8 protein-coding genes are annotated in these 12,459 nt (G+C 72.0%); 5 read left to right on the top strand and 3 right to left on the bottom strand.

Annotation, left to right across the window (positions count from 1 at the left end; all coding sequences use genetic code 11):
• Positions 1-319: 319 nt before the first annotated feature.
• A complete protein-coding gene (locus ACZCAH_RS00615; RefSeq protein WP_464339248.1) occupies positions 320-1,747 on the top strand; it encodes a glycoside-pentoside-hexuronide (GPH):cation symporter in 1,428 nt (475 codons plus the stop codon).
• A 148-nt stretch (positions 1,748-1,895) separates the two neighbouring features.
• A complete protein-coding gene (locus ACZCAH_RS00620; RefSeq protein ID WP_464339249.1) occupies positions 1,896-2,957 on the top strand; it encodes a phosphotransferase in 1,062 nt (353 codons plus the stop codon).
• Here the strand turns inward: ACZCAH_RS00620 and ACZCAH_RS00625 are convergent.
• Together ACZCAH_RS00625 and tdh are read right to left on the bottom strand one after the other, a co-directional pair.
• A complete protein-coding gene (locus ACZCAH_RS00625) occupies positions 2,929-4,143 on the bottom strand; it encodes a glycine C-acetyltransferase (RefSeq protein ID WP_464339250.1) in 1,215 nt (404 codons plus the stop codon). The genes ACZCAH_RS00620 and ACZCAH_RS00625 overlap by 29 nt on opposite strands.
• A gap of 47 nt (positions 4,144-4,190) precedes the next feature.
• On the bottom strand, positions 4,191-5,258 hold the full coding sequence (tdh, locus tag ACZCAH_RS00630; protein ID WP_464339251.1) for an L-threonine 3-dehydrogenase: 1,068 nt from the start codon (positions 5,256-5,258) through the stop codon (positions 4,191-4,193).
• Between the two features lie 194 nt (positions 5,259-5,452).
• Here tdh and hrpA point away from each other — a divergent pair, with 194 nt between their 5' ends.
• The 3 genes from hrpA to ACZCAH_RS00645 all read left to right on the top strand — a co-directional run bounded on the left by hrpA (position 5,453) and on the right by ACZCAH_RS00645 (position 11,895).
• Complete coding sequence (hrpA, locus tag ACZCAH_RS00635) at positions 5,453-9,373, top strand: ATP-dependent RNA helicase HrpA (protein ID WP_464339252.1); 3,921 nt, start codon at positions 5,453-5,455, stop codon at positions 9,371-9,373.
• A gap of 338 nt (positions 9,374-9,711) precedes the next feature.
• A complete protein-coding gene (locus ACZCAH_RS00640) occupies positions 9,712-10,335 on the top strand; it encodes a hypothetical protein (RefSeq protein WP_464339253.1) in 624 nt (207 codons plus the stop codon).
• A gap of 102 nt (positions 10,336-10,437) precedes the next feature.
• Positions 10,438-11,895 (top strand): NAD-dependent malic enzyme, encoded by a 1,458-nt coding sequence (locus ACZCAH_RS00645; RefSeq protein ID WP_464339254.1) that lies wholly within the window; start codon positions 10,438-10,440, stop codon positions 11,893-11,895.
• Positions 11,896-11,930: 35 nt separating this feature from the next.
• On the opposite strand, the gene ACZCAH_RS00650 is transcribed toward ACZCAH_RS00645, so the two are convergent.
• Complete coding sequence (locus ACZCAH_RS00650) at positions 11,931-12,392, bottom strand: VanZ family protein (protein ID WP_464339255.1); 462 nt, start codon at positions 12,390-12,392, stop codon at positions 11,931-11,933.
• Positions 12,393-12,459: the final 67 nt, after the last annotated feature.

A 12,459-nucleotide genomic window follows, 5' to 3' on the forward strand; every position in this document is an offset into this window, starting at 1 on the left:
CCCCCCGGGACGGCGCGCTCCGTCCACGACGCCACCGTACGGCGTGCCGTCGCCGCGATCGCGGTCTTCCCGTCCGTTGCCGAGGAGCGCCCGGAGAGCGGAGTGCACCCCGGGAGGATGCCGCCGGTTGCCATCCCGCACGGGCCGGGATGAGGTCCGGTGTGAGCGGCGTCGCAATGTGCTGACGATCTCGCCGGAAACTGTGGCAACCCGTGACAACTGGGTGAGGGGGCATCTGCGCTCTGGGAGCGTCCCCCGCAACGGCAAGGGCGCCTCCCCGAGCACACCCCGCTCGAGAGCTCCCGGATCAAGGATGATGATGAGCACCACTTCGAACACCGCACCCCAGGCCACGTCGGCCCGCGGCCTGCAGCGGCTGAACCCGCTGAACTACGTCGCGTACGCCGGCGGTGACGCGGCGAACAACCTCGCCTTCTCCCTGGCGATGTCCTTCCTCGCGGTCTACCTCACCGACGTCGCGCAGATCGGCCCCGCGGTCGTGGGCCTCATGTTCCTGCTGATGCGCGCGGTCGACGCCGTCACCGACGTGCTCATGGGCTCCCTGATCGACCGCACCAGCACCCGATTCGGCAAGTTCCGACCCTGGATCCTCGCCGGCTCCGTGCCCCTCGTGGTCCTCGCGATCCTGAACTTCGCGATGCCCGCGTCGCTCTACGGCACCGCGGCCGGCGTCGCCTGGGCCTTCATCATGTACTTCCTGATGGGGTCGGTTGCCTACACCTCGGTGAACATCCCCTACGGCTCGCTCGCCGCCGCGATGACCGACAACCGCGCCGAGCGCTCGCGCCTCGCCGTCGCCCGGTCGGTCGGCTCCGCCCTGATGCAGATCGTCGTGGCCCTCGCGATCGCCCCGGCGATCAACTCCTTCCGCGGCGATCCCGCCGGGCTGCAGAACGCGATCCTCACCGCGCTGATCCCCCTCGGCGTCCTCGCGATCGCCCTGTACGTCTTCCTCTTCCTCACCGCGCGCGAGAACGTGCAGCGCTGCGTGGACCGGGTGAGCCTGCGGGCGAGCGTGGCCACCATCGCCTCGAACCGAGCGCTGCAGATGCTCGCCCTGTCCTCCGTCCTGATGCTGGTCGGCGTCTTCGGCGCCTCGGGCATGATGGCGTACTACGCCCGCGACGTGCTCGGCAACGCGACGCTCATCGCGGTGAACCAGGTGCTCATGTCCGGCGCGATCCTCGTGACCGGCGCGTTCATCCCGGTCCTCGCCAAGAAGCTCGGCAAGCCGCGGCTGTTCCAGGTCGCCGGGGTCGTCGGCATCGTCGCCGGTGTGCTGCTGTTCCTCGCCTCGCAGGAGCTCGTGTGGCTCGCCTTCGTCGGCTTCGGGCTCTTCGGCATCGCGAACAGCACGGCCAACACCCTCATGTGGAACATGGAGGCGGACTCCGTCGAGTACGGCGAGTGGAAGACCGGCATCCGCAACGAGGGCACCACCTACGCGGTGTTCTCCTTCGTGCGGAAATGCTCGCAGGCCCTCGGTGGCGCGGTGGGCCTGTGGATCCTGGGCTGGTTCGGCTACGACGGCACCGCCGCCGCGCAGAGCGCCGAGACGATCTTCGGCATCAACGTGGCCACGGGCCTGCTGCCCGCCGTCTCGATGGTCCTCGCGATCGTGGTCATGCACTTCTATCCGATGAGCGATAGCAAGCACCGCGAGATCCTCGCCGAGCTCGAGAGCCGGGGCGAGAAGCCCACCGAGAAGACCTCGGCGCAGGGCTGACGCCGCCACTCGTCTCCTCCGCACCGCGGTCCTGTCCTCCCGAGGGGGCGGGACCGTTTTGCGTCGGCGCGGTGCGTCCGTGCGGTGCGAGAGCGATCCGGTGGGTCCGACGGGGGACACGCCGACCGCGGTCGCGTAGCCTTCACGGATGCCCGCCTCCCGACCCGCCCCGCCCGCGGCGGATCTCCCGGTCGACCGGGAGCGCGTCCGGCGTCTGCTGATGCAGCTCGTGCCCGAGCCGGGGGTCCGACGCGGGTCTCTCGATGTCGATGTCGATCTCGATGTCGACGTCGATCTCGCTCCGCGGCCCGCGGGCGAGGGGTGGGACAACGTGCTCTGGCCGGTCGGCACCGTGGACGGCTTCCCGGTGGTCCTGCGCGTCGTCCGCCGCCGCAGCGCGCGCCCGCTGCGGGATCGGGAGCTGGCCGTGCTGCGGCGACTGGCCCCGCTCTCCGCCGAGCTCCCGCTGCGGATCCCGACGATCCTGGCCACCGCCCCCGACGCCCTGCTGATCCCCTGGGTTCCCGGACGCAGTGCGGCGGAGTCGAGCCCGCCGCACCGCCGCCGCAGCGCCACGGGCCTGGCCTCGATGCTCGCCGCCCTGCACTCGCTCCCTCCGCGCGACCTGGCGGACCTCGAGCGGAACCCGGTGCGCGGCGTGCCGCTCGCCGGCCGTGCCGAGGCCCTCGCCGCGGACCTGGAGCGGGCCGAGCTGCCGGCAGACCTCCGTCGTGCCGCGCGCGACGTGGCCGACCGGGGGCTCGAGGCACCGGTCTGGGACGGCGGGGACCTGCTGCTCCATGGGGACCCGCATCCGGGCAACGTCGTGGTCCCGACGGTCGACCCGGACCGCGACCCGGTACCCGGCGAGGACCACGACGCTTTCCGCGACAGGGCCCGCACGGGAGCGCTGATCGACTGGGGCGATGCGACCCTCGGCGACCCGGCGAGCGACCTCGGGGCCCTGCTGCTGCACGATCCCCGCGGGGATCTCCTCGCCCGCTACCGCCGGCACGCCACCTGGAACGGCATCGAGGACGAAGCGCGATGGTCGGCGCTCCTCGAGCGAGCTTGGGCCTGGTCGGTGCGCCTCGCCCTCGCCCTGGTCACCGCTTACGACTCCGCGCACCCGCTCGGGCGGAGCGGAACGGAGCTGCTGCGGGCAGTCGAGGAGGGGAAGCTCACCCCTGCTCGGCGGCCCGGGACCTGACGAAAGCGGCGACGGCGGCCTCGACATCGGCCTCGGTGTGCGCGGCGGAGAGCTGCACCCGGATCCGGGCCTTCCCCTGCGGCACCACCGGGTACGAGAAGGCGGTGACGTACACGCCGTTCTCGAGCATGCGGTCGGCGATGCGCGCCGCGAGCGCGGCGTCCCCGAACATGACCGGCACGATCGCGTGCTCTCCCGGCAGCAGCTCGAAACCCTCCTCGCTCATGCGCGTGCGGAACAGCTCGGCGTTGCGGAACAGGGTCGCGCGGAGCTCGGCACTGCCCTCGACGAGCTCGAGGGCCTGCAGCGTCGCAGCCGTGATCGCCGGGGCGAGCGAGTTGGAGAACAGGTAGGGGCGGCCCTTCTGGCGCAGCATCGCGACGATCTCGGCCCGGCCCGAGACATAGCCCCCGCTCGCCCCGCCGAGGGCCTTGCCGAAGGTCCCGGTGTAGAGGTCCACCCGATCCGAGACGCCGAAGTGCTCGGGCGTGCCGGCCCCGGTCTCGCCCATGAAGCCGACGGCGTGGGAGTCGTCGACGAGGACCAGCGCCCCGAACTCGTCGGCCAGGTCGCAGATGCCGGGCAGCGGGGCGAGATAGCCGTCCATCGAGAAGACGCCGTCGGTGACGATGATGGAGCGGCGCGCGCCGTGCCCGTCGTGGAGCGCGGCGGCCGCCTCGAGCTGGGTGCGCAGGTCCGCGAGGTCGGCGTTGCGGTAGCGGAGGCGAGCGGCCTTCGAGAGCCGGATGCCGTCGATGAGCGAGGCGTGGTTCAGCTCGTCGGAGATGATCGCGTCCTCCGTGCCGAACAGCGGCTCGAAGACGGCGCCGTTGGCGTCGAAGCAGGAGGAGAACAGGATGGTGTCCTCGGTGCCGAGGAAGGCGGAGACCGCCTGCTCGAGTTGAAGATGGAGATCCTGGGTGCCGCAGATGAAGCGCACCGACGCCATGCCGAAGCCGCGCTCGTCGAGAGCCCGCTTCGCCGCCTCGACCAGGCGCGGATCATCCGCCAGGCCCAGGTAGTTGTTGGCGCAGAAGTTCAGCACCTCGGCGCCGTCGCGGCCGATGGGGCCGGCGGTGATGCGGTTGCCCTGGGCGGTGGTGATCACCCGCTCGTGCTTGTAGGTGCCGGCCTCCTCGAGGGCGGCGAGCTCGGCGGTCAGCTGGTCCTTGAGGGCGGTGTACATGGAAGCCTCCGGGTCGTTCGGGTCGTGGGGTGCGGGAGCGGGCGCGGTCAGTCGTCGAGGGCGCTCCAGTCCAGGAGCACCTTCCCGGCCGAGCCGGCCTTCGCGAGGGCGAAGCCCTGCTCCCAGTCGGTCGCGGGCAGGACGTGGGTGATGGTGCGCTCGATCGCGCCGCGCAGCGTGGAGGACGTGGAGAGCATCGCGCTCATCGCGTTCCAGGTCTCGAACATCTCGCGGCCGTAGATGCCCTGCAGGGTGAGCATGCGGGTGACGACGGCGGTCCAGTCGATCTCGAACTGCGTCGCGGGCAGTCCCAGCAGGGCGATCTTCCCGCCGTGGTTCATGTTCTCGATCATCTCCTGCAGGGCGCGGGCCTGGCCCGTGATCTCGAGGCCCACGTCGAAGCCCTCGCGCATCCCGAGGCGCCGCTGCGCATCGCGCACCCGCGTCGTGGAGACGTCGAGGACCACGTCGGCCCCGCACTCCTCGGCCATCGCCAGGCGCTGCGGGGAGATGTCGGTGATCGTGATGTAGCGGGCGCCGGCGTGGCGCGCGACCGCCGCGGCCATCTGGCCGATCGGTCCGGCCCCGGTGATCAGCACGTCCTCGCCGACGAGCGGGAACTTCAGCGCCGTGTGGACGGCGTTGCCCAGCGGGTCGAAGGCGGCGCCGAGCTCGGGGCTGATCAGGTCCGTGCGGCCGTCGTGCTCGTGCACCCAGACGTTCTCGTGGGGGAGCGTCACGTACTCGGCGAAGGCGCCGTCGCGCTGCACGCCGACGGAGCGCACGCGGTTGCACATCTGGCGCCGCCCGGCGCGGCAGTTGCGACAGGTCCCGCACACCACGTGGCCCTCGCCGGAGATCCGATCGCCGACGCGCACGTCCGTGACCTCGGCGCCGATCTCGACCACCTCGCCGTAGACCTCGTGGCCGGGGGTGAAGGGGACCGTGTCGCACATCGACTGCGCCGACTCGTCCCAGGCCAGGATGTGCAGGTCGGTCCCGCAGATGCCGGCGCGGAGCACGCGCACCTTCACGTCCCACGGCCCGCAGCGGGGCTCCTCGACCTCGGTGAGCTCGAGGCCCCCTCCGGGTGCGAGCTTGCGCAGTGCGCGCATCAGACCTCCTCGTCCGGCTCCGTCCGGAGCACGCAGGGACCGGCGCCATGACGCGATGCGGGGGTGGGCATCGCCACGGGCGGTCCGTCGGCCCCGGGTGGGACGCCGACGCGACGAGGATACGGGCCCGGCGTCGTGCCCGACGGATATCCGCAGGACCGCCAGCCACCCCGGCCCGTAGACTTGGGCCCGTCATGACCACGCCCTCCTCGACCCCTGATCCGTCCGTCACGACCCCGGGCGGCCCGGCTCCGTCCCCCAGGTCCCCCGGGCCGCGGATCTCCTACCCGTCGGACCTCCCCGTCTCGCAGCGCCGCGAGGACATCCAGGCCGCGATCCGGGACCACCAGGTGGTGGTGATCGCCGGGGCGACCGGCTCGGGCAAGACCACCCAGATCCCCAAGATGCTGCTGGAGATGGGGTATGGGGAAGGCCGCCGCCTGATCGGGCACACGCAGCCCCGCCGGATCGCCGCCCGCTCCGTCGCCGGGCGCATCGCGAGCGAACTGGGGGAGACCCTCGGCGAGGGGACCGTCGGCTTCCAGGTCCGCTTCACCAAGCAGACCGCCCGCGGAGCCCGGCTCAAGCTCATGACCGACGGCATCCTGCTCGCCGAGATCGGCCGCGACCGGCTGCTGAAGCGCTACGACGCGATCATCATCGACGAGGCCCACGAGCGCTCCCTCACGATCGACGTGATCCTCGGCTACCTCCGCCAGATCCTGCCGCAGCGTCCGGATCTCAAGGTCGTCATCACCTCGGCGACCATCGACCCGGAGCGCTTCGCCGAGCATTTCGCCTCGGTGCTGCCCTCGGGGGAGAGGCGCCCGGCGCCGATCATCGAGGTCTCGGGCCGGACCTACCCCGTGGAGGTCCGGTACCGGCCGCTCGTGCTCGAGCCGGAGATGGACGAGGACGACGAGCTGGAGGACGTCCACTCCGTCGAGCGGGACCTCACCCAGGCGATCACCGACGCCGTCGACGAGCTGGCCGCCGAGGGACCCGGCGACATGCTCGTCTTCCTGCCCGGTGAGCGGGAGATCCGGGAGATCTCCGACGCCCTCACCGCGCACCTGTCCCGCGGGACCCGCGGCCGAGCGGCGCTGCCCGTCGAGGTGCTGCCCCTCTTCGGGCGGCTCTCCGCCCAGGACCAGCAGAAGATCTTCTCCCCGCCCCCGTCGGGCACATACCGTCGCATCATCCTCTCGACCAATGTCGCCGAGACCTCCCTGACCGTCCCCGGCATCACGTACGTGATCGACTCCGGCCTCGCCCGCATCTCCCGCTACTCCCAGCGCACCAAGGTGCAGCGGCTCCCCATCGAGCCGATCTCCCAGGCCAGCGCCAACCAGCGCTCCGGCCGGTCCGGGCGCACCCATCCCGGCATCGCCATCCGCCTCTACTCCGAGGAGGACTTCGAGAGCCGGCCCGAGTTCACCGAGCCGGAGATCCTGCGCACCTCGCTGGCCTCCGTGGTGCTGCTGATGACCTCGCTGGGCCTCGGTGACGTCGAGTCCTTCCCCTTCGTCGAGCCGCCCGCGAGCCGTGCGATCGCCGACGGCGTGCGCCTGCTGGAGGAGCTCGGTGCGATCGAGGACGATCCGAAATCTCCAGGCGGTCGCCGCCTCACCCGCATCGGCCGCGATCTCGCCCGCTTCCCGCTCGACCCGCGGATGGCCCGCATGCTCCTCGAGGCGAACCGCCTCGGCGCCCTGCGCGAGGTGCTGATCATCGTCGCCGCCCTCTCGATCCAGGACCCGCGCGAGCGGCCCCTCGGGCAGGAGCAGCAGGCCCGCGAGAAGCACAAGCGCTTCGAGGACGAGACCAGCGACTTCCTCGCCTACCTCAACCTCTGGAACCACCTGCAGCAGCGTCGGAAGGATCTCTCCTCGAGCGCCTTCCGCCGCGAGGTGCGCGCCGACCACCTCCACTACCTGCGCATCCGCGAGTGGTGGGACCTCCACGCCCAGCTGCGCGACATGGCCAAGGATGCGGATCTGCGCGCCAATGAGCACGACGCCACCCCGCAGGCCATCCACCAGTCCCTGCTCGCGGGGCTGCTCAGCCATGTTGGCCTCCTCGATGACCGCACCCGCGAGTACTCCGGCGCCCGCGGGGCGCGCTTCGCGCTGTGGCCCGGCTCGGCGCTCGCCAGGAAGCGGCCCGACTACGTGATGGTCGCCGAGCTGGTGGAGACCTCCCGGCTGTGGGGCCGCACCGCCGCCCGCATCGACCCCGCCTGGGCCGAGGAGATCGGCGCGCACGTCGTCAAGCGCTCCCACTCCGCGCCGCACTGGTCCTCCAAGCAGGCGGGCGCCATGGCCCACGAGAAGGTCACCCTCTACGGCGTGACGCTCGTGGCGGACCGCGTGGTCGGCTACGGACGCATCGACCCCGAGGCGGCCCGCGACATCTTCCTGCAGAACGCCCTCGTCGAGGGGGACTGGCGCACCCGCCACCACTTCTTCCGCGACAACCGGGCCCTGATCGCGCGGCTCGAGGAGCTCGAGGCGAAGACCCGCCGACGCGACCTGCTGATCGGCGACGAGCAGATCTTCTCCTTCTACGACCGGCGGATCCCCCGCGAGGTCGTCTCCGGCCGCCACTTCGATACCTGGTGGAAGTCCCAGCGGCACGAGACCCCGGACCTGCTCACCCTCACCGAGAAGGACCTCCTCGCGGCCGATGAGGAGACCACGGCCGCGATCGCCGCGGACTTCCCCGACACCTGGGTCCAGGGCGATATCACCCTCCCGCTCAGCTACTCCTTCGGCGAGGTCGGGTCGAAGGGTGCCGAGGGCGTCACCGCGACGATCCCGCTCGCGGTCCTGAACCGACTGCGGCCCTCCGGCTTCGACTGGCTCGTGCCCGGCATGCGCGAGGAGCTCGTCACCGAGCTGATCCGCTCGCTCCCGAAGCCGATCCGGCGGTACCTGGTCCCCGCGCCCGAGCGCGCGAAGACCGTCGCCGCGACCCTCCACGACGACGACCCGGAGTCCGGTGAGGCCTTCGTCGAGGCGGTCGCCGACGAGCTCGTGGCCCTGCCCGGCGTGCCCGACGACCTCCCGCTGTACGGGCCCGAGTTCGACCTCGCGAAGCTGCCCGACCATCTGCGGATGCACTTCCGGGTGGTCGATGCGCAGGGCAAGCAGATCGGAGCGGGCGACGACCTGGAGGCGCTGCGCGGCCGGCTCAAGCAGCGGGTCGACGCCTCCGTCTCCTCCCAGGGCGACGATCTCGCCCATCGGGACCTCGACGGCTTCCCTGCGGGCGGCGTGCCCGCCCTGCACGAGTCGAGGGTCGGCGGTCTCAAGGTCACGGGGTATCCCGCGCTCGTGGCCCGCCGCGGCTCCGACGGCCGCCTCGAGCGCGTCGACCTCGCGGTGCTCGCGAGCGCCGACGAGCAGACCCTCGCCCACCGGGAGGGTGTCATCGCGCTGCTGGACCGCGACCTCGGCACCGAGTTGTCGACCGTGCTGAACGCCCTGCCCAACCCCACCAAGCTCGCCGTCGCCGGCTCCGAGTACGCGAGCACGGCAGCGCTGCTGGCCGACGCGACGCGCGCCGCGACGATCCACCTCGCTGGCGACGCCGCCACGATCCGCACCCGCGCGCAGTACGAGCAGCTGCTTGAGGCGGCCCGACCCCGGCACGCCGAGCTCGCGGCGCAGGCCGTCAAGGACGCTGCCGCGGCCCTCGCCGTCAACGCGACGCTGCAGAAGGAGCTCTCGCGGGTCTCGTCCCTCGCGATCCTGTCCCACCTGACCCAGATCCGCGAGCACGCCGCCGGCCTGCTCGCGGACGGCTTCATCTCCCGCACCGGCGTCGATCGCCTGCCGGACTTGCGGCGTTACCTCGAGGCGGATCGGGTCCGGCTCGAAAAGCTGCCGGAGAACCCGCGCCGGGACGAGCAGGCCGCCTGGCAGATCGCCGATCTCGAGGGGTACTGGGCGACCCGACGTGCGGCACTCGGTGCCCGGCGCCGCTCCGAGAAGGAGGCGCAGGAGATCGCCTGGCTGCTCGAGGAGCTGCGGGTGAGCCTCTTCGCGCAGACCCTGGGCACCCGCGTCTCCGTCTCGGACAAGCGGATCCGCCAGGCGATCGCGGCGCTCTGAGCCCGGAACGGACCGAGGCCCGCGCGGGGTGAGCCACGCCTCCGCCGCCTGCGCCGCAGCGGGACCTTGCGGAAGTTTTACCCGCGCGCCGTGATCCGTCGGCGTCTCCGCTCGGCCGCCTCGGCCGCGGCGGCCGGGAACCGTCCCCGACCGGTGCGGACGTCGCCCGGACGGTCCTGCGCAGAGACCCCAAGCGGTGGTCATGGCGATCCCAAGACGGGCGGAGCACGGCTCCGACCTGCGACAGCGCTCTCTTCCCTGCGGCGTGGGCCGCGCCTACGGTGGCACGGCCCGCGTCCCTGGCGATCGATCCGCCCGTCTCCCGAAGGAAATCTCGCATGCTCGGCTCCCGCTCCACCGCCCTCGTCGCCCCGGCGACGTCCCCGCTCCCGCGACGTCGCACGCTGCTCGTCGGCGCGCTCGGCGCCGGGGCCCTCCTCGGACTCGGGGCGACCGCGCCGGCTCGGGCGGATGACGTCTGGACCGAGGAGTTCATGACCCGGCCGGAGACCCGCGAGGGCTTCGACGTGAACGCCCTGGACTCCTGGCAGGAGCAGAACGCGCGGTTCCTCCTCTCCGTGATCGCCGGGCACGGCCTGGGGCGCGAGGCGGCGCGCATCACCCTGATCACGGCGATCGTCGAGTCCTGGCTGCGCAACTACGAGCCCGCCGTCGACCTCGATTCCGGTGGTCTCTTCCAGCAGCGGCCCTCGATGGGTTGGGGCACCGCCGCCCAGGTCCGCCACAAGAAGCTCGCCGTCGACGCCTTCCTCGGCCTCTCCGAGCACTCCGAGGCGCCCGGCCTGCTGCAGGTCGTCCCGGAGTACGAGGCGTGGGACCCGGGTGCCGCGGCGCAGGCCGTGCAGGCCTCTGCCCACCCCGACCGCTATAGCGAGCAGATCCCGGCCGCGGACGCCCTGTGGGACCGGTTCGCCGACCGCGTGGTGCCGTACACCGCCTGATCAGGTCGCGCTCGCCGCGGACGGAGCTGCTGTCCGGGGAGCCGGACACGCCCGGCGCGGCGCGGGTGCACGGGGCCCGATGCGCTCGTTACGCTGTGCCTCATGTCACCGTCGCCATCCGTCAGCTACTCCATCACGATCCGCCTCGAGTTCGAGGCGCGGTCCGCCGCCGTCAGCGACATCACCAGTCGCATCGAGCAGCATGGGGCGACCGTCACCGCCCTCGACGTCTCCGCCTCCGGCCCGGAGCGGATGCGCGCGGACATCACGGTGCTCACGGCCGGCCACGACCACGCGATCGAGGTCGTGGAGTCGCTCAAGGAACTCGACGGCGTCGAGCTCGGCAAGGTCTCCGATCGCACCTTCCTCGCCCACCTCGGGGGCAAGCTCACCGTCGAGTCCAAGCTCCCGATCCGCCACCGCGACGACCTGTCGATGATCTACACGCCGGGCGTCGCCCGCGTGGTCAAGGCGATCGCGGAGAACCCCGAGGACGCGCGCCGCCTCACCATCAAGCGCAACACCGTCGCCGTGGTCTCCGACGGCTCGGCGATCCTCGGCCTCGGCGACCTCGGCCCGCTCGCCGCGATGCCGGTGATGGAGGGCAAGGCCGCCCTCTTCAAGCGCTTCGCCGGGATCGACGCCTTCCCCATCTGCCTCGACGCGCACACGGTCGACGAGATCGTCGCGCACGTGAAGGCGATCGCGCCGGTCTTCGCGGGCATCAACCTCGAGGACATCTCCGCGCCGCGCTGCTTCGAGATCGAGGACCGGCTGCGGGCCGAGCTCGACATCCCCGTCTTCCACGACGACCAGCACGGCACCGCGATCGTCGTCGTCGCGGCCCTGCGCAACGCACTGCGCGTGGTGGAGAAGGACATCGCCTCGACCCGCATCGTGCTCTCGGGCGCGGGCGCCGCGGGCACGGCGATCCTGCGTCTGCTGCGCGCGGCCGGTGCCCGCGACATCGTCGTCACCGACATCCACGGCATCGTGCACGAGCGACGCGAGCAGCTCGAGGGTCGCCTCCCCTGGATCGCGGAGGTCACCAACCCCCGCGACCTCACGGGCACCCTGCAGGACGCCGTCGTGGACGCCGACGTCTTCATCGGCGTCAGCGCGGGCAACATCCTCACCGCCGCGGACGTCGCGACGATGGCCGACCGCTCGATCGTGTTCGCCATGGCCAACCCGACCCCGGAGATCGACCCGTCCGAGGCGGCCAAGCACGCCGAGGTCGTCGCGACCGGCCGCAGCGACTTCGCGAACCAGATCAACAACGTCCTCGCCTTCCCGGGAGTCTTCCGCGGGCTGCTCGACGCGCACGCCACGAAGGTCAGCGACCGCATGCTGCTCGCCGCCGCGAAGGCGCTCGCCGACGTGGTCTCCACCGAGGAGCTCAACCCCACCTACATCGTGCCGAGCGTCTTCCACGACGGGGTCACCAAGGCGGTCGCGAGCGCCGTCGAGCAGGTCGCCCGCGAGGAGGCGGGGACGGTCGACACCATCACCGGTGCGATGCGGCCGGTCTACGCCGACGAGATCACGCTGGAGAGCTGAGCCGGGCCCTCCGGCGGCCCCGGCCGCCGGAGGCTTCAGGCCGTGTCGCCGTCGAGCGCGTCGGCGCCAGGGTCCGTAGCCGTGGCGGACCGGCGCCGCTCGAGGATCCATGCGCTGAGGCCGACCCCGATCCCGAGCACGCCCGCGACCGCATCCCCGACGTCGCCCGACCGCTGCGGCAGGGCGAGGGACTGGACCAGCTCGACCAGCAGGACCTGCGCGAGCGCGACGATCACCACCCAGCCGATCGGGAAGCGGCGCCGCGGCGCGAGCAGCCGACCGAGCGCCCACACGGTGAGGGCGAGGACCACCAGGTGGTAGATCTTGTCCAGTCCCGGCACCCCGACGCCGGGGGTCCCGGAGGGGATCGACGGCAGGTAGAAGCCGCTGTTCAGCACGAGCGCGAGCACCGCGAGCGCGATCCGCAGCGGCAGCGATCCGCCGACATCCCGGATCTGGACGGGCAGGTCGAGGACGAAGCGATGCAGCGCTGACATGGGCGGCATTCTCCCCGGAGCCGTGACCGGGATCGGGGAGGCGGGGCCGTCCACCGCCCAGGGACTC

This window comes from Brachybacterium sp. B718/18 (genome assembly GCF_055454375.1).